Origin of the sequence: Flavobacterium sp. 1 (assembly GCF_002797935.1) — a bacterium.
Lineage (GTDB): Bacteria > Bacteroidota > Bacteroidia > Flavobacteriales > Flavobacteriaceae > Flavobacterium.
In genome coordinates this window covers 419,186-440,246 of sequence record NZ_PGER01000001.1, presented here as the reverse complement: position 1 = coordinate 440,246, position 21,061 = coordinate 419,186, and the positions used below count along the sequence as shown (strand labels likewise).

General features: G+C 33.3%; 17 protein-coding genes. 8 read left to right on the top strand and 9 right to left on the bottom strand.

Translation table 11 applies throughout. The annotated features are described in order from the left end of the window. Positions 1-18: 18 nt before the first annotated feature. The 3 genes from CLU83_RS02010 to CLU83_RS02000 form a co-directional block, all read right to left on the bottom strand. A complete protein-coding gene (locus CLU83_RS02010; protein WP_100430074.1) occupies positions 19-2,940 on the bottom strand; it encodes a PAS domain S-box protein in 2,922 nt (973 codons plus the stop codon). Between the two features lie 385 nt (positions 2,941-3,325). Next, a complete protein-coding gene (locus tag CLU83_RS02005) occupies positions 3,326-5,341 on the bottom strand; it encodes a PAS domain-containing protein (protein ID WP_100430073.1) in 2,016 nt (671 codons plus the stop codon). 274 nt (positions 5,342-5,615) lie between these two features. Beyond that, positions 5,616-6,182, bottom strand: a complete 567-nt coding sequence (locus tag CLU83_RS02000; protein ID WP_100430072.1) for a DUF4494 domain-containing protein — start codon at positions 6,180-6,182, stop codon at positions 5,616-5,618. A gap of 258 nt (positions 6,183-6,440) precedes the next feature. Here CLU83_RS02000 and CLU83_RS01995 point away from each other — a divergent pair, with 258 nt between their 5' ends. The 4 genes from CLU83_RS01995 (at position 6,441) to CLU83_RS01980 (ending at position 11,143) form a co-directional block, all read left to right on the top strand. Next, the gene (locus CLU83_RS01995) at positions 6,441-7,067 is read left to right on the top strand and encodes a TetR/AcrR family transcriptional regulator (RefSeq protein WP_100430071.1); all 627 of its coding nucleotides are present in this window, start codon (positions 6,441-6,443) and stop codon (positions 7,065-7,067) included. Beyond that, positions 7,057-8,370 carry a TolC family protein gene (locus CLU83_RS01990; RefSeq protein ID WP_100430070.1) on the top strand — a complete coding sequence of 438 codons (1,314 nt, stop codon included), beginning with the start codon at positions 7,057-7,059 and terminating at the stop codon, positions 8,368-8,370. The genes CLU83_RS01995 and CLU83_RS01990 overlap by 11 nt, the downstream gene beginning before the upstream one ends. Before the next feature lie 14 nt (positions 8,371-8,384). Continuing rightward, on the top strand, positions 8,385-9,464 hold the full coding sequence (locus CLU83_RS01985; RefSeq protein ID WP_100430069.1) for an HlyD family secretion protein: 1,080 nt from the start codon (positions 8,385-8,387) through the stop codon (positions 9,462-9,464). Between the two features lie 89 nt (positions 9,465-9,553). Further along, positions 9,554-11,143: an MDR family MFS transporter gene (locus CLU83_RS01980; protein ID WP_100430068.1), complete on the top strand. Its 1,590-nt coding sequence runs from the start codon at positions 9,554-9,556 to the stop codon at positions 11,141-11,143. Positions 11,144-11,646: 503 nt separating this feature from the next. Here the strand turns inward: CLU83_RS01980 and CLU83_RS01975 are convergent. The 5 genes from CLU83_RS01975 to CLU83_RS01955 form a co-directional block, all read right to left on the bottom strand. After that, positions 11,647-12,651, bottom strand: a complete 1,005-nt coding sequence (locus CLU83_RS01975) for an NADP-dependent oxidoreductase (RefSeq protein ID WP_100430067.1) — start codon at positions 12,649-12,651, stop codon at positions 11,647-11,649. Between the two features lie 12 nt (positions 12,652-12,663). After that, entirely contained in the window at positions 12,664-13,578 is a 915-nt protein-coding gene (locus CLU83_RS01970) for an alpha/beta fold hydrolase (protein ID WP_100430066.1), read from the bottom strand. A 45-nt stretch (positions 13,579-13,623) separates the two neighbouring features. Beyond that, positions 13,624-14,007 carry a DUF4345 family protein gene (locus CLU83_RS01965; RefSeq protein ID WP_100430065.1) on the bottom strand — a complete coding sequence of 128 codons (384 nt, stop codon included), beginning with the start codon at positions 14,005-14,007 and terminating at the stop codon, positions 13,624-13,626. A gap of 8 nt (positions 14,008-14,015) precedes the next feature. Beyond that, the gene (locus CLU83_RS01960) at positions 14,016-14,963 is read right to left on the bottom strand and encodes an NADP-dependent oxidoreductase (protein WP_100430064.1); all 948 of its coding nucleotides are present in this window, start codon (positions 14,961-14,963) and stop codon (positions 14,016-14,018) included. A 64-nt stretch (positions 14,964-15,027) separates the two neighbouring features. After that, positions 15,028-15,828 carry an SDR family oxidoreductase gene (locus CLU83_RS01955; protein ID WP_100430063.1) on the bottom strand — a complete coding sequence of 267 codons (801 nt, stop codon included), beginning with the start codon at positions 15,826-15,828 and terminating at the stop codon, positions 15,028-15,030. Positions 15,829-15,939: 111 nt separating this feature from the next. On the opposite strand from CLU83_RS01955, the gene CLU83_RS01950 reads away from it, so the two are divergent. After that, a complete protein-coding gene (locus CLU83_RS01950; protein WP_100430062.1) occupies positions 15,940-16,380 on the top strand; it encodes a helix-turn-helix domain-containing protein in 441 nt (146 codons plus the stop codon). 294 nt (positions 16,381-16,674) lie between these two features. Further along, entirely contained in the window at positions 16,675-17,154 is a 480-nt protein-coding gene (locus tag CLU83_RS22755; RefSeq protein ID WP_369828747.1) for a hypothetical protein, read from the top strand. Between the two features lie 23 nt (positions 17,155-17,177). Here CLU83_RS22755 and yaaA read toward each other — a convergent pair whose 3' ends face one another. Next, positions 17,178-17,936, bottom strand: a complete 759-nt coding sequence (gene yaaA / locus CLU83_RS01945; protein ID WP_100430061.1) for a peroxide stress protein YaaA — start codon at positions 17,934-17,936, stop codon at positions 17,178-17,180. 257 nt (positions 17,937-18,193) lie between these two features. Here yaaA and CLU83_RS01940 point away from each other — a divergent pair, with 257 nt between their 5' ends. Next, positions 18,194-19,612 carry a hypothetical protein gene (locus CLU83_RS01940; RefSeq protein WP_100430060.1) on the top strand — a complete coding sequence of 473 codons (1,419 nt, stop codon included), beginning with the start codon at positions 18,194-18,196 and terminating at the stop codon, positions 19,610-19,612. 133 nt (positions 19,613-19,745) lie between these two features. Beyond that, positions 19,746-20,972, top strand: coding sequence for an ATP-binding cassette domain-containing protein (locus CLU83_RS01935; protein ID WP_100430059.1), 1,227 nt, complete (start codon positions 19,746-19,748; stop codon positions 20,970-20,972). The last annotated feature ends 89 nt before the right edge of the window (positions 20,973-21,061 follow it).

Below are 21,061 nucleotides of genomic sequence, written 5' to 3'. Positions count from 1 at the left end.
ATCGAATTTTTAGAACAGCTATAGCAACTGTTTCTGAAGCATCCATTTTTGAAGTATAGCATCCAGATCTTCTTCTATTATTGGTTTAGAAACATAATCATTCATTCCATATTCAAGACATTTATCTTTTTCTCCAACCATAATTCCTGCAGTCAAAGCTATTATCGGAATTTTATCCCCTTTTTTATGTTTCCTGATTTCAATAGTGGCATCATATCCGTTTTTAATAGGCATTTGAATATCCATTAAAATCAAATCAGGATTATTGATTTCAAATTGCTCAACCCCCTCCTGCCCATCCGAAGCTTCTAAAATAATTGCATTCGGAATAATTCTTTTCACTAATGTTTTTGCCAGAAACATATTGATTTTATTGTCCTCTACAATCAAAATGCGCGATGTACCCAAACTATTTGTGTTTGCTATTTTCCGAATTGTTTTTTGGGGCATCAATTCAGCAAACGTATCTTTTGGGGCAGCCACTTTTTTAAATTTAATGAAAAAGAAAAAATCACTTCCGTCGCCGTACTTACTTTTCAGCTGCAGGCTGCTTTTCATTAATCCCAACAGCAAATTAGAAATAGCCAAACCTAAACCTGTACCTCCAAATTTTCTGGAAGTGGCACTGTCTTCTTGAACAAATGAATTAAAAATTTTCTTTTGATTGTAATGCTTGATTCCAATACCGGTATCCTTAATAGAAAATTTTATAATTGCCTTTTTTTTGCCTGCTTTAATTTGTTCAACATCCAATCTAATATGCCCAAAAGAAGTGAATTTTAATGCGTTACTAATTAAATTCACTAATATTTGTTTCAGCCGGATGGAATCTGCATATATATATTGGGGAATGTTTTCTTCAATTGCAAGGGTTAAATTAATGTTTTTAAGATTCGCTTGGTGTTTAAACAATTCGATTACTTGATGCAGCAGTCTAAAGAGATCAACATCTTCATAATGAAGATCTAATTTACCCGATTCAATTTTTGAAAAATCGAGTATATCATTAATGATTTCCATTAACGAATTGGCAGAAATATTGACTGTTGACATATACTCCAATTGGTTTTTATCAAGTTCAGCTTTCATCAGCAAATCGGTAAAACCTACAATCCCATTTAATGGTGTCCGAATCTCATGACTCATATTGGATAAAAAATCCGATTTGGCTTTATTAGCTTCTTCGGCTTGAATTTTAGCCTTTTTTAATTCTTTATTGGTTTGTTTTAACTGCTCGTTTATTTCTTCGTGTTCAATATATTTTATGTACAGATCATTTTCGCTTTCTTCGGCTTTTTCTTTGGCTCTAATCAATTCTAATTCTAATAATTTATGCTCGGTAATATCACGAATAGTTCCTAATACAACCGAAGGTTTGTTTTCTTCGTCCCATTTTAAAGTTCCTATTCCATGAAGCCAGCGCTCTTTTTGATCGTTTACTCTTATGATTTTATATTCCCTGTCAAACGGCTTTCTTTTATTGATCACTTCTTCTTGAAAATATGCCGCCAAACTTTCTCTCCAAGCCGGATGTACTAAAGCCGCCCAAGTTTCTTCATCCAGATCATAATCAGCATCAATCCCCAAAATAGTATTCAGTAAATCGGTACGTGTCCATTTTCCTGTATACATATTAATGCTATAGGTTCCTATTTGAGCAATGTTTTGAGTTTCTTTTAAAAACAGCTCACTTTCTTTTAATTTTATTTCAGCTTTTTCCCGTTCGGTAACATCTCTTACAAACAATAAAGCTTGCTTTTCTGAAAGTTTAACAGCATCAATTGACCAGAGCCGTATGGTTCCGTCACTATGCATAAAAGGTATAATATCCTTTGATGTTTCTTTCAGAAAAAGAGCACTAAATACTGACTTAATATTTGGCAAAAAATTAAATGGAGTTAAGTCAATTAGTGATTTTTTTAATAATTCGTTTTTTGAATATCCTGTAATCTTAGATGCTGCAGGATTCACCTCCAAAAAATGTCCCTCTTTGGTGACTACCATAACCCCATCGGGTGCATTCTCTACATAGTTTCTAAACTTGGCATTGCTTCTTTGTTCCCGCTCTTTGTCTTTGATGATTTCAACTTCTTTTTCTTTCGCCAGAATTTCACTTTCTATTCGTTTTTTTTCGGTAACATCTTGAGCAATTCCTTTCAAAGCTATAACTTCATTTTTATCGTTTAGCACTGGAATTCCTGTTCCATAAATCCATTTGATTCGATTGTTTGGAAACAGTATTTTATGAGTTACCTCATAAGGTTTTTTACTTTGGATGCATTCATTTATCTTGCCATACAGCATCTCTTTATCTTCTTCGGTGAAATAATTTAAATAATTCTCAAATAAAGGACCGCAAAGGCTTTTCTCTATTTCAAAAATATGATACAATTCATTGGTCCAAATCAGATCACTATTTACAATATTGAATTCCCAGCTTCCAATTTTAGCAATTTTTTGAGCGTCATTTAGCAAACTCTCACTTGCCGATAACTGCTTTTGAATTTTTCTGATTTCAGTAATGTCTCTGCCTATAGAATAGACTAAATTTCTGGAAGGATTTATAATAGAAGTCCATTGCACCGTTATAAGCTCGCCATTTTTTGTAATGATTCTGTTTTCAAAAATTATGGACGTCTTTTCTTTTAAAAGTTCTTGTATCGACAACTCTGTTTCGGGAATATCATCTGGATGAATGTAATTGAGAAAACTATTCAGCAATAATTCACGTTTGGAGTAGCCTAATTTATTAATGAATACAAGATTAAACTCTTTCAAATTTCTATTTAAATCCGAGACACAAATAAAGTCTGAAGTTTCTCGGGTAAAAAACTCAAAATTGGCAATAGAATCAATCTTTCTTTGCAGTAGCGAAATCGTATGTTCTTGCTTTTTTATTTTTTGTAACAATTCTTCAACAGATGGTAATTTTTCTTTCATATCTGCAAAATGTATTAGTTATAAAATCATATATAGAACCGCTTTTTCATTTGTATATGTAATAAGCATCAGATAGTGGCATTCCAAATGGCATGCACAATTTATAACAAAATGCTAATTCGAGATTTTTGATAAAATTTAGTGGAAAACAAGAAACTAAAGATATAAAAAAAATTCAACATAATACAGTAACTAACAAACAATTAGAATGCCATTTACTTTAAAAAAAACGTTTACTTTAATAGAAATCTTTATATAGGTTATTTTTTATCTTAAAAAAAGAATTAATAAAGATATTGCCTCAAAAATAACAAACTGTTACTATTATTATTTTCTTTTGAGCAACCTACGTTTTTGTAGTAATGCAAAAAACAGCATTTTGGCCTTACTTTTTCAGCCATTTATGGAGTACTTTTTCCAAATCATTGTGTACTATTGGCTTGGTAATGTAATCTGACATTCCATGGCTGATGCATTTCTCTTTCTCACCATTTAGAACTCCAGCTGTCAGAGCAATAACTGGTATATGCATAATGGTTTTGGATTTTCTAATGGCCATAGTAGCATCATAACCATTTTGAACAGGCATCTGAATGTCCATTAAAATAAGATCAGGATGTTCAATTTTGGAGATGGCGACAGCGTCATAACCATTTACAGCTTCAATTATTGTGCAGTTGGTAACGATTTTTTTGACTAATGTTTTAGCCAAAAGCATATTTATTTTATTGTCTTCGGCAATTAATATTTTATAATTGTCGAGAGAATTAGATGATTCTGGGGATTTGTTTTCTTCAAAATTCGTTGTCTCAGACGGATTGCTTTGCTTTTGACTGATTTTTTCAAAAGCAATAATAAAAAAGAATTCACTGCCCGCTCCATAGGAACTAGTCAATTTTAGCTTACTTTTTTTCAATGCCAAAAGCTGGCTCGAAATAGCTAAGCCCAAGCCAGTTCCCCCGTATTTCCTTGTAGTAGTATTATCTGCTTGAATAAACGACTGAAAAATTTTCTGCTGATTTTGTGTCTCAATGCCAATTCCTGTATCAACTACCGAAAATTTAATTTTAGAAATTACATCATCCTCTTCTGTTTGTATAATATTTAGCTTGATATGCCCAGAAAAAGTAAATTTCATTGCATTACTCAATAAATTCACTAATATTTGTTTCAGTCGAAAAGAATCTCCTTTTATAAATTGCGGAACAGCAGGATCGATATAAAGCACCAAATCAATTTTTTTATGATTGGCTTCGTATTTGAATAGATTTATTATCTGATTTGACAATTCATAAATATCAATTTCTTCAGAAATCAATTCCAGCTTACCCGATTCAATTTTAGAAAAATCAAGAATATTATTAATGATTTCCATTAATGTATTGGCAGATTCATTTACTGTAGTGAGATATTCTAACTGATCTTTATCAAATTTTGTTTTCAGCAACAAATCCGTAAAACCAATAATTCCATTAAGCGGGGTACGAATTTCATGACTCATATTGGCTAAGAAATCAGACTTTGCCTTATTGGATGCTTCTGCTTTTTCTTTTGCTTTTATTGTGTTTTCTATTTGTTTTTTTTGAGTGATATCCTGAACAACTCCTTTTAAAGCTACTACATTATCATTATTATCAACTATTGAAACTCCAGTGCAGAATACCCATTTAATGGTTTGATTTGGCAGGATAATTTTATGCTCCATTTCATAAGGCATTTTATTTGCAATAGTATTATCAATATTTCTTTTTAATTTTTCGACATCTTTTGGATAAAAACAGGATAAGTATTTATTATAAAGTTGTGGATCATTTGGTATTTTTTCAAATTCGAAAATTTCATATAATTCGTTGGACCAGTTTAATTCCTGAGTCATTAGAATAAAATCCCAACTCCCTATTTTTGCGATTTTTTGAGCCTCATTCAGCGATTTTTCACTGGATAATAATTTTTCCTGAGTTTTTCTAATATCCGTAATATCTCTGGCTATTGAATAAACTAAATCATTAGCAGTATTTAAATTGGCTTTCCACTGCAGAATAACAAAATCACCATTCTTCTTAATATATCTGTTTTCAAAATCGGTTATTCGGGACGATTCTGTTAAAGATTGGAATACGGTTAAAGTAGCCTCTAAATCATCCGGATGAATAAACTCAAGAAATGATTTTGATAACAATTCTTCTTTTGTATATCCTAATACTTCACTAAAAGCATCATTAACCATTTTGAAATACCTATTGGAATCAGCTATGCAGATTAAATCAAGAGAATCTTTTACGAAATATTCAAAATTGGTCAGATCCTGCTTTTCATCATTTAACTTTTCTATAAGTAATTCCTGCTCCTTAACTTTTTGAAGCAGTTCCTGATAGCTAAACTCATTTTTTGACTCTACCATATATTCAGTTTTATTAGAATACCAATTTATCCGTTTTTTTTATAAATATAGTACAGTCTGATAAAATAAAAAATACCCAAATGGCAAAACAAAAAAAATAGTACAAGTTATTACTGACAAATCCCTATTTATATCCATTTTTTAGTGCATTTCTTAAAATAAAAAAACTAAGTCTTGTGAATGTAAAATACAATTAAACATTTCAAAACTTAGCTGCTAAAAAAATTATTAAGGGTCTGATAGCTCAAAAAAACGTGCTGTTGCACTGATTTATTTAGGCATCCTGTTCATCCTCTTCCAAAACGGTTTCAAATTCCATAGGATCTTCAAAATCTGAATCTTTTACGGTTACTGGTTTAGAATCCTTACGGGCATTAAACTTTTCTAATTGCTCCAGTTCTCCATCCTCACCCGAAAAATAAGGAAAAACATCCATAATAGGAGATTCGGAAATAGCAGGAATTGAATATTCGCCCATAGTTGTTTTCATAACATGAACCGTATTGTCAAAAGCTTCTTTTACATCGTTTGCCTGTATCAATAAATACATATTCGATTTTCTTTCTTTGCCGCTTTCTTCATCATAGGCCATTAAAGAAACTCTTGTTTTAAACCAGCGGTCTGTATTTTCAAAAGGATGAATTTCGGCATAATTAGCCATTTTTATATTGGTGATTTTAAATTCTTCACTAATATAAGCAGCCATTTCTTCGGTAATTCTGCTCTCTGCCTCTGTGTAAGACAAAGCATCTACCAAATAAGGTTCTGTTGTAACCTTTTGTCCCCCAGTTTCATCTGTTTTTCTGTATTTAACTTTGCATTCGTACCAAATTGTGCTCATAAAGATTTTTTTTAAGGATGCCAAAGATAGATTTTAAACAAAAAAAAACGCTCAATTTACAAAATAGATATTCACAATTTTTATTAAATTGAAAATCAAATAAATAACAATTATTTTATAAGAATTTATAGTTTAATTTATGTAAATTTATGCCAAACTTATTTTTATATTTTTTGTTAAAAATAAGTTAAAGAAAAATTAAACAATCGTTTAATTTAAACAGTTGTTTAATTTTGTGGCGAATTTAAAAATAGAGCTTTGAAAACGGATTTCAACGAAAAACAGATTCAGATTTTGCATGTGGCCGAAAGGCTGTTTGCAGAAAAAGGATTTGACGGTACTTCAATACGGGACATTGCTAAGGAAGCCAAAATTAATGTTGCCATGGTTTCCTATTATTTTGGATCCAAAGAACAATTATTGGAAGCCATCATTATGAACCGTGCAGCGGGTATCAAATTACAAATTGATATTTTGACTCTTGAAGATTTAGACCCGCTTCAAAAAATACACAAACTTATTGAACTTTACATCGATAAGATAAACAGCAACAGAGGCATATATAAAATTATGCACTTTGAATTTTCCTCAAGCCAAAGAGTGATTAACCTTAAGGCCTTTACAGACTTAAAAAAAGGGAATCTAAAATCACTGGAAACTATTATTCAAGATGGACAGGATAAAGGGATTTTCAGAAAAGATATTGTTGTACCGCTTCTTACGACAACAATTCTGGGCACCTATTTTCATTTTCATTTGAACAGGCCTTTTTATCAAACGCTGTTAGATCTGGATACCGAAGAAAAATACAATACCTATATAAAAACAACTTTAACAATGCACATTCAACAAACCATTAAAGCCCTCTTGACATATGAAAGTTAGTTATTTAATGCTCTTTGGAGGGTTCTTCATTGGAATTTCATCCATCAATGCCCAAGACAAAACCAGTTTAAAGCTAGAAGAAGCTATACAATTGGCTTGGACAAAAAGTAATGAGATCTCATTGGCGAATACCAAAGTAGAAACCAAGAAACAAGAATTACAATCGGCTAAAAACACGCAGTACCCCGATTTAAAACTTACCGGGCAATTTCTTCAGTTAACGCAGCCAACCGTCCACTTAGAACTTGATGCAGGATCATTTCCGGCACCAGATAGAATCGCCATAGGTCAAGCGAGTTTGAAAATCCCCGTATTTGCAGGAATGAAAATTCAAAACGGAATAAAGCTTCAGGATAATTTATTCCAAGCCGAAAATGCAATGGCCTCCAAAACTAAAGAAGATGTGGCCATGAGAGTTATAAACTATTATGCTAATCTGTATAAAGCACAAAGAACCATCGAATTATTGAAAGAAAATCAAAAAAGCGCCGAACAGCGTGTTACTGATTTCATTGCTTTGGAAAAAAACGGAATCATTCCGCGTAATGATTTATTGAAATCCCAGCTTCAGGTTTCTAAAATTCAGCTGTCGCTTGATGAAGCGTTGAACAATGAAAAAATAATCAATTACTATTTGGTTACTTTGCTAAAACTGCCTTCACAAACAAAATTAGCAGTAACAGAAAGTGATTTGATTAGCTTTTCTGCAAATTCAGTTCCTACAGATGAACAGCCTGCATTTCAAAACCGTAAAGATCTGGAAGCAATTCAATTTCAGGAAAAAGCAACCCAAAACAACATTAAAATCGCCAAAGGTGATTACTATCCTAGTGTAGCTTTGACTGGCGGTTATGCCGCTTTGAACGTAAACAATATTATGACATTGGAAAATGCAATGTTCATTGGTGTTGGTATATCGTATGACGTCAGCGGAATCCTAAAAAACGGAACTCAGGTAAAAATTGCCGAAAGCAAAGCACTTGAGGTAAAAAATACCGAAGAACTTTTAAAAGACAACATTAGAGTTCAAGTACAGCAGGCAATTACCAATTATGATTTGGCTATAAAACAAAATACAGTTTACAATCAAGCTGTTGAACAGGCTGCTGAAAACTACCGAATCGTAAAAGACAAATACGACAACGGACTTTCGGATACCAATGATTTACTGGAAGCCGACGTAGAACAGCTGAAATCTAAAATAAGCGAAACCATTGCCAAAGTGGATGTTATTCAAAAATACTACGAATTACTTTCGGCAACCGGTCAATTATCACAAACCTTCAACCTTTCAAAAATATAACCACTACCAATATCATGGAAAAGAAAAAAACAAACGCCAAATTCATTATAATCCTATTGGTTTTGATCCTTGCAGGAGGAACTTACGGAATAACAAAATACATTCATTCCCAAGGACATGAAGAAACAGATGATGCTCAAATAGAGAAAAACATGAATCCGATAATCCCAAGAGTTTCGGGATATATCAACAAAGTATACGTAAAAGACAATGATTATGTGAAAAAAGGAGATACTTTATTTACCATTGACAAAAGAGACTATCAATTGAAAATTGAAGAAGCAAATGCTACTTTGATTGCGGCAGAAAGCGGATTTGAAGTAGCCAAAGAAGATATTGGAAGCGCTTTGGCAAGCATTGCTGTTTCGGATGCTAATGTACAATCAGCCGGAGGAAATATTGAAACTGCAAAAATCAGATTGGGAAGAGCCGCAAGTGATTATGCCCGTTACGAAAATTTATACAAAAATCACTCTATAACGAAACAGCAATTTGAACAAGCATTGGCCGCTAAACAAGAAGCAGAAAGCCAAGTGCGTATTTTACAGCAGCAGCAAAAAGCCAGCTCTTATCAAAAATCAGCAATTGAAGCTAAATCAAGAGTCACCAATAAACAGACAGAAGTAGCATCTGCCAATATCAAAAAAGCAAAAGCATTACTCGAAGTTGCCCAATTAAATCTGACTTACACAGTTGTAACTGCCGCTATTGACGGACAAGTTTCAAAAATTGACATCCAGCCAGGTCAATTGGTACAGCAAGGACAATCATTGTTCTATATCATTAATAACAATGAAGCTTGGGTTGTGGCCAACTTTAAAGAAACGCAATTGAACAAAATGATTATCGGTCAAAAAGTAACAATAAAAGTAGATGCTTATCCTGACTATGATTTTAAAGGAACATTAACTTCATTCTCACCAGCAACCGGATCTCGTTTTTCATTGCTTCCGCCAGATAACGCAACAGGAAACTTTGTAAAAACCATTCAAAGATTACCGGTAAAAATCAGTTTAGATACAACAAATGATCCTGAGAAAGTAAAATTACTGCGTCCAGGAATGAATGTTGATGTGGACGTACGTTTGAAGTAAGATTTTTTAGACTGCAGATTTAAAAGATCCATTAAATCTTTTAAAAATCAATTTAATTTTTTAGAATACTTACTTTATAAATCATACAAATGACAAAAGTACAAGCAACAGACGACGATTTAGTAGAATACGGCTTTAGACGCGTTATTATTACGATTACAGCAGTACTTTGCGCACTGTTGGAAATCGTTGATACAACCATTGTAAACGTGGCGCTTACCGATATGCGCGGAAGCCTTGGCGCTACCCTAACCGACGTAGCCTGGGTAATTACCGCTTATGCTATTGCAAATGTTATTGTGATTCCAATGACCAGCTGGTTATCACAGCAATTTGGAAGACGTAATTACTTTGTAGCCTCAATTATCCTTTTTACGGTATGCTCCTTTCTGTGCGGAAATGCAAACAATATATGGGAATTGGTAGCCTTCCGTTTCGTGCAGGGTATTGGCGGAGGAGCATTATTAGTAACAGCACAAACGATTATCACCGAGAGTTATCCCGTAGCCAAACGAGGAATGGCACAAGCTATTTACGGAATGGGCGTAATTGTGGGACCTACTTTGGGGCCGCCTTTGGGAGGTTATTTAGTCGATCATTATTCTTGGCCGTATATTTTTTATATCAATATTCCGTTGGGAATTATTGCCACTGTTTTGGCTATTACTTTCGTAAGAAGTCCAAAATACGGAGAAAAATTAAAATCAAACCAAGTCGATTGGTGGGGAATTGTGCTATTGGCTACATTCATAGGGTCGCTACAATTTGTACTCGAACACGGTCAGCAAGACGATTGGTTTAATGACAGCTTGATTACAAGTTTAAGCGTAATAACCGTATTTGGCTTAATCCTTTTTATATGGAGAGAACTTACCTACAAACACCCAATTGTAAATTTAAGTGTTTTAAAAGACGGTAATCTGAGAATAGGAACCGTTATGTGTTTTATCCTTGGTTTTGGACTATATGGATCAACATTAATTATCCCAATTTATACGCAGGCAATCTTAGGATGGACAGCAACCGATGCTGGATTGCTACTAATTCCGGGTTCGATAACCACCGCTTTTATGATGCCTATAGTAGGTAATATGATTCAAAAAGGAGTACCGCAGTCCTATATGGTTGCCGTTGGATTTTTAATCTTTTTCTTCTTTACTTTTACGATGTACAATAATATGACTCCCGATACTGGAGTAGAACATTTATTTTGGCCATTGATTCTAAGAGGTATCGGATTGGGCTTACTTTTCGTACCGATAACAACGCTCTCTCTTTCTACCCTAAAAGGGAAACACATTGGAGAAGGTGCCGCTTTTACCGGAATGATGCGTCAACTAGGAGGTTCATTTGGTATTGCTATCATCACCACCTTTATCACACGTTGGAGTCAGGAACACAGAGTAAATTTAGTTGCCCATCTGGATCCCAGCAAATATGAAGTACAGCAACGGGTAATTGGCCTGCAGAGAAGTTTTATGTCCAAAGGTTTTACCAGCAACGAATCACTGCAAAAAGCCTATCAGGTAATGGATTATTCCGTAATGAAGCAGAGTACAGTTTTGGCCTATATGGATATTTTCCTTTATTTAGGAATCCTGTTTTTATGCTGTATCCCGGTAATTCTTTTCATCAAAAAAGGAAAAAACAAAATAGATCCATCTGAAGCAATGCACTAGAAAGTTAGAGATTAGAAATTATAAGGTCAGAAATTGGGAAAGTCCAGTTTCTGACCTTTTCTTTTGTCAAAATATAAGACTAAGTTAGATTGCTTCTTTTTGGAGCAGAAACATTAGGCATTTTTAGCCGGCATTTGTCCCGTTTTCCATTACAACCTTTTGTGCCTCTTGTCTTTTGAGGCGAGACGGCACAAAAGGGTTTTCACTTCAATCGGGGCTAAAGGGAGCTATTTTGCTTTTTTGCCGATATTTCAAAAAAATGAACTCCGAACTTCACTAATCAACAAGTGAGATTCGGAGTTTTTTTGTTAGTCTAAAAAAAACGGATACGACAAACAAAATTCACACTTTATAGGTTTATAACTATTATTTTCTGTATTTGAAAAAAGAATAAAAACGATAAAAACTTTCGCCAATCTAAACCTTTTGGGATGTATTATATTGAAAATTTATATCGTGTTATACAAAGTTAGCTGCAGCTTTAACGAGCACTCTACACAGTACTACTTGACTTTGACAACAACTTTTCCTTTTGACCGACCTGTTTCAACATAAGACAATGCTTGGTTAGTTTGCTCAAACGGAAACACTATGTCAATGACAGGTTTTATGACCCCAGTTTCAATCAATTTTGTGATTTCACCTAATTGTTTACCTTCTGCTCTCATAAATAAGAATTTAAAAGATACATTCATTTTTTTCGCTTTTTTTCTTGCACTAAAACTTAATAGGTTAATCACCAATTTTAAATACCAAGGCAAACCAATTGCATTTGCAAATTCAGGTGTTGGCGGACCGACTAGCGAAATTAATTGACCACCAGACTTTAAAATACGTAATGACTTTTCTAAGATTTTTGTGTCTCTATTGCTATGCAATACCAAATCGTAATCTTTCAATTTGGTTTCAAAATCTTCTTTTTTATAGTCAATAATTAAATCAGCACCAAGACTTTTTACTAAATCAATATTTTTTGAACTTGTAGTTGTAGCAACAAAAGCTCCTAAATGTTTTGCTAACTGAATGGCGAATGTGCCAACACCACCCGAACCTGCCTGAATAAAAACCTTTTGGCCTTTTTTTACATTCGCAATTTCGACAAGTGCCTGCCAAGAAGTTAAACCAACCAACGGAATTGAACCAGCTTCTTCCATTGAAAGATTTTTTGGTTTTAAAGCCACGTCATTTTCATCAATAGAAATGAATTCGGCAAATGTACCAATACGATAATCTGATACACGAGAATATACTTCATCGCCAACTTTGAATTTACTAACTTTTGACCCTACTTTGGTAACAACACCAGCCACATCATGACCATTTACAAATGGTGGCTTGTAAGGTAAAAACAATTTGAATTCGCCATTTCTAATAAGTGAATCCAATAAATTGACACCCGCAGAATGAACTTGTACCAATACATCATTTTCTTTTACTGTTGGTTCAGCCCAATCCGTTAAATGCAATTTTTCTTTTTTTCCGTAGCTTTTTACTATGAATGCTTTCATTATTTTAAGTTTTTATTTAGCCAAAAATGTTAATGCCCTTTTTACAAATTCTACGTGATTTTGAAATATTCCGCCGTGTCCGGCATCTTTATAAACGATTAATTCAGAATTTGAAATGCGTTTTGCCAAGTCATAAGTATTGCTGCTTGGAACCATTCTATCATTATCGCCATTGGCAATTAGAACAGGTTGTTTTATCACAGACAAATCTTGTGGCTTTTGTAAGCCCCAGCTATGAATGGCTTTTAACTGATTACTGAAAGATTTAAGATTAATTTTTTCATCACGGTTTTCAGTTCGTTCTTTTATTCGGGCTAAAAATTCTTTAGCAGATTTCTTTCCGTTTTCATTTTGATTGAAAAACAAGTAAAATTTAGGATCTCTAAAAGTTAAATAACCTCTCAACATATCCCAATAAGTGATTTTTGAAACATTTTTAATGCCTTCGCCGCCAGCAGGGCCAGTTCCTGTCATGACTACTCTGCGTACAAGCTGTGGTTCTTGCAATAATATTTCTTGTGCAATAAATGCACCCATTGAAAAACCGACTATATCCACTTTCTCATATCCCATTGCTTTAATAAAGCCAATAGCATCTTTTGCCATTTCAGCAATAGTAATTGGAGTTTTACCTTCGGTAGCACCTACACCACGATTATCAAAGGCAATTATTTGGTGCTTTGAAGCAATACCATCCAAAATTCTTGGGTCGCAGTTATCCAACGTTGCTCCTAAATGATTTAGAAAAATAACAGGAACACTTTCATTTAGAATACCAAGTTTTCGGTAATAAAATTTTGTGCCATTTACCGATATGGTTTCTGTTTTTACATTTTGAAAAGTCATAATTTCAGAATTATTTGTTTGTGAGAATACATTAGTAAATGCCGTAACTAATATAATGAATGAAAGACTATATTTTTTCATTTTAAACTTTGTTTAATTGTTTAAGAATTGTTTTGAATCAAAAATTTACTTTTTAGAGGCATCTATTTGTTTTGAGGCAAAAAACATTACAACAACTATATACAATTCTGTTATAACTGCTGGTAATAAATCATTTGTCCAACCGTCAAATAGTACACTAATAATTCTACAAGTGAGTATTACAGATATTAGCAATAAAGAAGATTGATACCAAGTTTTATTTTTGGTGATTAAGCCCATAAGCATTATTAAACCACCACCAATAAGCATACCGCCTATGGCTCCTCTAAATGTACTATAAGTCATTATCCCTAATGGTTTAATACCATATAAGTCAAAAGTACTTAAAGGAGCAAATACATTTACTGCACCTAGCACAAACAAAGGGACAATCCCCAGCACTACTAAAATATTGATTATTTGTTTCATTTCTATTCTTAAATATTCACAACAATTTTTCCAACAGTTCTTCCTTTTTCTAAATACAAATGAGCCTCAGCCATTTCATCAAAAGGAAATATTTTTGATACGAATGATTTTAGTATTCCTTTTTCCATTAACTGTGAAAGTTGCAACATGTTTTCACCTGATGACTGTACAAGCAAAAATGATAAATTAATATCTTTTGATTTTGCTTTTTCAAGCTCTTCATTAGAAATATTGCTATTTGTAATTGAAACAATTGTTCCACCTTGTTTTGTTATATCTAATGATTTTAAAATAGTATCACTTCCAATGGTATCTAACACAAAATCAACATCTGAAACTATGTCTTGAAAATTTTCTGTTGTATAATCTATATGTTCGTCTGCCCCATTTTGCAAAATAAATTCTCTGTTTTTTGCTGATGAAGTACCAATTACATAAGCTCCAAAATGCTTGGCAATTTGTGTTGCATAATGTCCAACACCACCCGATGCTGCATGAATTAACACTTTGTCTCCTTTTTTTACATTAGCTTTTTCTACCAAAGCTTGGTAAGCTGTAAGTGCAGCAAGTGTAGCCGATGCAGCTTCTTGATGAGAAATATTTGTGGGTTTTAAAGTTAAATGTGTAGATGGCACTGCAACATATTCAGCATAAGCATTTCCCTTTCCAGGGAAATTTGCCATTCCAAAAACGGCATCACCAATTTTGAAATCGGTTACGGCATCACCAACTTCAACTATTGTCCCAGACAAATCCCAACCTATAATTGCTGGTCTATCTGCACCAAGAATCCAATTTAATGCTCCATTATTTGACCTTACTTTATAATCAATTACGTTTATACTTAATGAAATTGGTTTTACCAAAACTTCATTATTTTTAATAATTGGCTTTGCTATATCTACAAATTTTAGATTATCAACACCACCTGCTTCATTTAAAATTATTGCTTTCATTTTGTTGTTTTTTAAATTGTTTACTTTTATTGTTATATATTTATTATTGGGTACTTAGTTTGTTTTAAGCTTTGTTTAATTGTTTTAGAACATTTTTTTCTAAAATTCCATAAGCAAAATGCTGTAAATTAATCAAGACAGAAGTGCCTTTACCCACAATATTTCTAAATTTTGGTTTATCTGTTTGAACTACTTTAAGCACTTTTTCTGCAACCATTGCAGGGTCTTCAGCTTGTTCTACTAAATTGTTAGTGAATTTTTCAATTTTACTCCTTAATGAATTGTAATCTTCAATTTTATTTAAAGTTGTTGATGAATTATCTAAAATACTTGTTTTAAAAGCAGCAGGTTCAATCATAGAAACACTGATGTTAAACTCATTCAATTCATAACGTAATGATTTAAAATAACCTTCCAATGCGTGTTTGGAAGCGGCATAATAAGCAGCATTAGGAAAGGATACGAGTCCAACAATTGAACCCACAGTTATTATTTTACCGAATTTTTGTTTTCTAAAATAGGGCAATACAGCATTAGCTACCTTGATGGTTCCCCAAAAGTTTGTTTCCAATTGTTGCCTGCCTAATTCAATTGGCGTTTCTTCTGCAATACCTGACACTAAAAAGCCAGCATTATTGATAAGAATATCCAACTGATCTATTTCATTGAAAATTCTTTCAGGCAAAGTGTTTATTGATTGGTCTGAATCAAGATCTAATGCTATCATTTTGAAGGGTAACTTTGACGCATACTTTTCGGGGTTGCGGCTTGTACCAATTACATTATAGCCCTTTCTGTGTAGCTCGTTTGCGATAATTAAACCAAAGCCAGAAGAAGCACCTGTTATTAAAATATTCTTACTCATTTTTATTTGTTTTAAAATTTAAATCGTATTTTTGCTTGCGAATTGCAAGTGCAAATATACAAACAACTTTCAAAACGCAAGTTAAATTTCGAAATATTTTTAGTTTATTTTATGGAAACAAGTAAAAAAAGGTCAGAGTGTCCATTGAGTTGCTCATTGGATGTGTTTGGCGATAAATGGTCCTTACTCATTATCAGGGATTTAATATTTTATAAAAAAAGCACATACAATGACTTTTTAAAATCGGCAGAAGGTATTGCCACCAATATTTTAGCATCAAGACTAAAGACATTGGAAGAAAACGGAATTATTGAGAAATCAGCACACCCCGACAGCAAGGCAAAAATTTTGTACAGACTGACTGAAAAAGGAATTGATTTATTGCCGATAATTATGGAAGTTTACATTTGGTCGGACAAATATTATGAAATGCCAGTCGCCCTAAAAGCGACAATCAAAGAAGCCAAAAAAGACAAAGACAAATTTGTAAAACAGGTAACGAAAGAATTAAAAATTAAAATTACCGAGAAAAAACAGCACCTAATCGAGTAGAAGACTCCGCCATAAACTGATGGAATACTCCCCCGCTCCTCACAGTATTGTCATCCAGCTCAGTAAAATCTCATGACCTTGCGTTTTTTATAAAGTTTTTTTAAGATGTGAGCGTGATAAAAGTCTCCAAACTTTTTCTCCTAAATATTTTTAGAATTATATGTAATTCCCCCGCTGGCACAAGTGTGACACACGTGTAAACAAAGATTTTTCAAAAAAGAGGAGAATCCGAATACAAAAAATAAAGTTTTTTTTTAATGACTGACATTATGTACAATCTTGCTGAACAATAAAATGAACGAACAATTAGTATTTCAGTTATGCATCAGTGTTTTAATCCCTATCTATAGTGGTCTACCTGGACTATGGATCGCACAAATCATGAGAAAAACAAACAGCTCTTTTTTTTATTCTGTTAAGAATTTTGAAATGACTAAAAATATTGGCTTTTATAAACGCTTGAGGCTTGACTTATTCACATACTTCGTAAAGAATACATTCTTTAGACATTGCAACACAAAAATTAAAATAACAAAAAAACCATCCATAAATGAAGCTGACCAACTGCTTAATGAAATAACAATATCCGAACTATGCCATCTTTTCGGATTTATATTTGTACTCATTTTTCAAATTGGAACTTTAATCTTGGATTTATACACCATGTTTTTCTGTTCATTACTATTCAACACGATATTTAACATATACCCCATTTTTCTTCAGGAATGCAATAAATTAAGACTTAGAAACTTTCTTAAAATTTTGCAACAATAAGCTAGCTTTCTGCATTCTACATTCTACCTTGTAAAAACCAAGTTATTCCCTTTTGACAAATTAGCGTCAAATTGATAGCCCTCATAATTAAATCTTTTTAAATCATCAAGCGTTTGGGCATTGGTGTCCAAAATATAACGCACCATCAATCCTCTAGCCTTCTTGGCAAAAAAACTGATAATCTTAAGATTTCCATCCTTATAATTCTTAAATTCTGGAGTAATAACCGGAACTTTCAAAGCCTTCACATCCACAGCCGAGAAATATTCATTACTCGCCAAATTGATAAAAAGTTCACCTTTTTTGAGTTCTTTATTTAGTGAATTGGTAATCGTCTTTTTCCAAAACTCATATAAATTTTTGCTTTCGCCAATAGGTAATTTCGTTCCCATTTCGAGTCGATAGGGCTGAATTAAATCCAAAGGTTTCAAATAACCGTACAAACCCGATAGAATCCGTAAACTGTCTTGAAGCAATTCTAATTTTTCAATCGGAATCGTGTAAGCATCAAGTCCTGTATACACATCACCGTCAAAAGCATACACTGCCGGGCGTGCATTTTCGGGCGTAAAAGGAGTTTTCCAATCTTGATTGCGTTTCCAGTTCAAATCGGCCAATTTATCTGAAATAGACATTAGCTCGGATAAGGATTTTGGTGACTGCTGTTTTAAAACTTTATGAACCTGTCTGGATTCTTTTAAAAAAGAAGAGGAAGTATATTGAGAAGCTGGTAACTCTTTTTCGAAATTTAATGATTTGGCTGGCGATAATACAATTTTCATATAGGACTATTTACTGCTTCAAAAATACAAATTGAAATCTAGAATTGAGAAACAATAGATTGAATTGTTTAATGCCATAATAGATAATTAAGATTGAAAAAATACTAAGCAATAATTGCGCGGATTGCTGAAATCTATTAAAAAAAGCCATTTCTAAAAACAGCAAACAGAGTGACGGGTAATTTTTTTCAAACCAATTTCAATACAAGACAGAACAAATTTCTCAATATTTGTTATATTTGAATGAAATTTAGAACATGAAATTATTTTATACAATCCTTTTTTGTATCCTGTTTCACATTGGATTAGCACAATCTGCCAATCAATATTTTGAAAAAATCAGAAATAACGAAGCCGAACTTACTGCTTTTTTTGCCCAAATGCCCAAAGGCGGCGATTTACACCATCATTATTCCGGTTCAATTTATACAGAACCTTTATTGGCTCATGCCATCGCCCAAGATTTATATCTAAATACTCAAACCATGACAGTCAGTAAAGAAAAACAAACTGGCACTGACTGGGTATTATTCTCTGCTTTGCAAAAGAATGGAGAACTGGAAGCTTACAAACAAAAAGTAATGCAAAAGTGGTCCGTTAAGGATTATAACTATGTAGATTACCCTTCGGACAAACAGTTTTTTGAGTCTTTCACGAAGTTTGAACCCGCCATTGTCGGGAATTTTGAAGCTGGTTTATTGGAACTAAAAAACAGAGCTGTCAAAGAAAATGTCAGCTACATCGAAACTCAATTAACAACAATTCCCTGTGCCATAAAAACAGATGATTTAGCCAAATACAATAATCAGTTACGAAAAATGACTGTTGCCAAAAACGAGAAAGCCGTTATGCAGTCTTTGGATTCTTTATACACTATTTTTATTCAAAAAGAAGCCAAAAAATATGCTGCAGATTTTAATGTAAACTTCGTTGGCAAAATGCACAAAGAGCTTAAAATCGATGACAGCCAATTTACAATGCGCTACCAAAATTTTGTTTTGCGCTTTATGGAACCTGTGGATTTATTCAAAAATTTAATCGTGGCTTTTATCTCGGCTGACAGCAGTCAACTGATGGCGGGAGTCAATATCGTTTCGCCCGAAGATGGCGAAACATCGATGAAAGATTATGAATTACACATGCTGATGTTCAAATATTGCCACAGCCGTTTTCCAAAAGTAAAATATACGCTGCATGCTGGCGAACTTACTTTGGGATTAGTTCGCCCTGAAGAATTAACTTGGCATATCAACGCAGCAGTTTATACCGCTGGAGCCAATAGAATAGGTCACGGAGTTGATATCGCTTACGAAGAAAAAAGCTATGATCTAATGCGTTATATGGCTAAAAATAATATTCCTGTAGAAATTAATCTGGTTAGCAATGAATTCATTTTGAAAGTAAAAGAGAACCGCCACCCTATTCTCTTGTACAAAGAATTTAACGTGCCAATTGTCATTAGTACCGACGATGCCGGAATATTGCGAACCAATATGACCGAACAATATGTTTTACTGGCCAAAAGATACAGCAGCATTACCTATGATGATATCAAACAGTTTGTTTACAACAGTATCAATTATAGTTTTATTCAGGACCCAGCGGCGAAAAAACAATTGCTTCAGGATTTAGATGTCCGTTTCAAAATTTTTGAAGCTAATTTTTCAGCGAAATAAATTAGTCCAGCACAATTCGAAATTATTAAAGGTCTCAAAAATGAGGCTTTTTTTATGAATAAATCCTCTTTCAGGTTTGCATTATTATGGCTAATTTCACCAAATTTGATATTTTACTTTCAATACACACAAAATGAAACATTGGGACATTCTTTTATCCAATCAAGTTGACAAAAAAAACTTTATAGACACTTTATTATCAGGGAAAATTCAAGGAAAATTATCAGATTTCAATAATTTAAAAGGAATCTTATTTTCTGATATATCCATTCAAAAATTAATAGAAGAAGAATACATACACGACTCAATTGAAGCGACCGCTGACTTTCACCGAAACCTCCGCACCTTTTCATCGGGAGAACGAAAAAAGGAGTTTTTAAAATATTGCCTAAAGCAAAAACCTGATTATATTATTCTGGATAATCCTATGGATCATTTAGATATTGCTTCACGCATCGAATTAACTGCCGAGATTGAGTCCATCTCTCATTCGGTTGGCATTATTCAATTAGTAAACCGAACTGTTGATTTACTTCCGTTTATTGCTAATAAAGCGCAAATAAACGACAACATATTTGAACTGAATAATATAAACACAATCGAACATTCCCTTGAAAATAACGAATATAAAATACCTATTCATAAAGAGATTTTTAAAGATGGTGTTTTAATAAAAATGAATTCAGTTTCTGTTTCTTATGACGAAAGACCTATTATTAACAATCTTTCCTGGACTATTAAACAAGGAGAATTTTGGCAGCTCATAGGTCCGAATGGTTCTGGGAAAAGCACTCTTTTATCATTAATTTCGGGAGATAATACCAAGGGTTATGGCCAGGATATTGAACTCTTTGGGAGAAAAAAAGGCAGCGGTGAAAGCATTTGGGAAATCAAAAAGAAAATCGGGTATTTCTCAACATCCATGACCGACTTATTTAGCAAGAACACAGCTTTGGAAGAAATGATTCTTTCGGGTTTCTTTGATTCGATTGGATTGTACAGGCAGCCAACAACTTTACAGCGAAAAATTGTCTCTCAATGGCTTGATCTCATTGAAATGACTCCATTGAAAAATAAAATTTTCAATCGGCTTTCCATTGGTCAGCAAAGACTTGCACTGATTACCCGAGCGGTTCTCAAACATCCTCCATTATTAATTTTAGACGAACCTCTTGAAGGATTAGACGATCATAATGTTGCATTGGTAATACAGCTTATCAACACGATTAAAAAAGAGACCAACATTACCATTCTATTTGTTTCGCATCGAATGGAGCCAAATCTTGCTCCCAATTCTGTTTTAGAATTGCATTCAAGTCCGATGGGATCTAAAGGGATTATAAGGTCATTTATTTCTTAAATTACTAATGATCTAACCCCACTGTTATCATCTCGAGGAACTCAGTAATGAGCTTAAGATGGTACACAGATTATACGGATTAAACTGAT

What these genes read in the sequence shown, in the direction of transcription:
- CLU83_RS01980 (WP_100430068.1), top strand. Translation starts at nt 9,554, where the DNA reads ATGACAAAAGTACAAGCAACAGACGACGATTTAGTAGAATACGGCTTT.
- CLU83_RS02000 (WP_100430072.1), bottom strand. Translation starts at nt 6,182, where the DNA reads ATGAGCACAATTTGGTACGAATGCAAAGTTAAATACAGAAAAACAGAT.
- CLU83_RS01985 (WP_100430069.1), top strand. Translation starts at nt 8,385, where the DNA reads ATGGAAAAGAAAAAAACAAACGCCAAATTCATTATAATCCTATTGGTT.
- CLU83_RS01970 (WP_100430066.1), bottom strand. Translation starts at nt 13,578, where the DNA reads ATGAAAAAATATAGTCTTTCATTCATTATATTAGTTACGGCATTTACT.
- CLU83_RS01990 (WP_100430070.1), top strand. Translation starts at nt 7,057, where the DNA reads ATGAAAGTTAGTTATTTAATGCTCTTTGGAGGGTTCTTCATTGGAATT.
- CLU83_RS02005 (WP_100430073.1), bottom strand. Translation starts at nt 5,341, where the DNA reads ATGGTAGAGTCAAAAAATGAGTTTAGCTATCAGGAACTGCTTCAAAAA.
- CLU83_RS01935 (WP_100430059.1), top strand. Translation starts at nt 19,746, where the DNA reads ATGAAACATTGGGACATTCTTTTATCCAATCAAGTTGACAAAAAAAAC.
- CLU83_RS01940 (WP_100430060.1), top strand. Translation starts at nt 18,194, where the DNA reads ATGAAATTATTTTATACAATCCTTTTTTGTATCCTGTTTCACATTGGA.
- CLU83_RS01960 (WP_100430064.1), bottom strand. Translation starts at nt 14,963, where the DNA reads ATGAAAGCAATAATTTTAAATGAAGCAGGTGGTGTTGATAATCTAAAA.
- CLU83_RS01955 (WP_100430063.1), bottom strand. Translation starts at nt 15,828, where the DNA reads ATGAGTAAGAATATTTTAATAACAGGTGCTTCTTCTGGCTTTGGTTTA.
- CLU83_RS01950 (WP_100430062.1), top strand. Translation starts at nt 15,940, where the DNA reads ATGGAAACAAGTAAAAAAAGGTCAGAGTGTCCATTGAGTTGCTCATTG.
- CLU83_RS02010 (WP_100430074.1), bottom strand. Translation starts at nt 2,940, where the DNA reads ATGAAAGAAAAATTACCATCTGTTGAAGAATTGTTACAAAAAATAAAA.
- yaaA (WP_100430061.1), bottom strand. Translation starts at nt 17,936, where the DNA reads ATGAAAATTGTATTATCGCCAGCCAAATCATTAAATTTCGAAAAAGAG.
- CLU83_RS22755 (WP_369828747.1), top strand. Translation starts at nt 16,675, where the DNA reads ATGAACGAACAATTAGTATTTCAGTTATGCATCAGTGTTTTAATCCCT.
- CLU83_RS01975 (WP_100430067.1), bottom strand. Translation starts at nt 12,651, where the DNA reads ATGAAAGCATTCATAGTAAAAAGCTACGGAAAAAAAGAAAAATTGCAT.
- CLU83_RS01965 (WP_100430065.1), bottom strand. Translation starts at nt 14,007, where the DNA reads ATGAAACAAATAATCAATATTTTAGTAGTGCTGGGGATTGTCCCTTTG.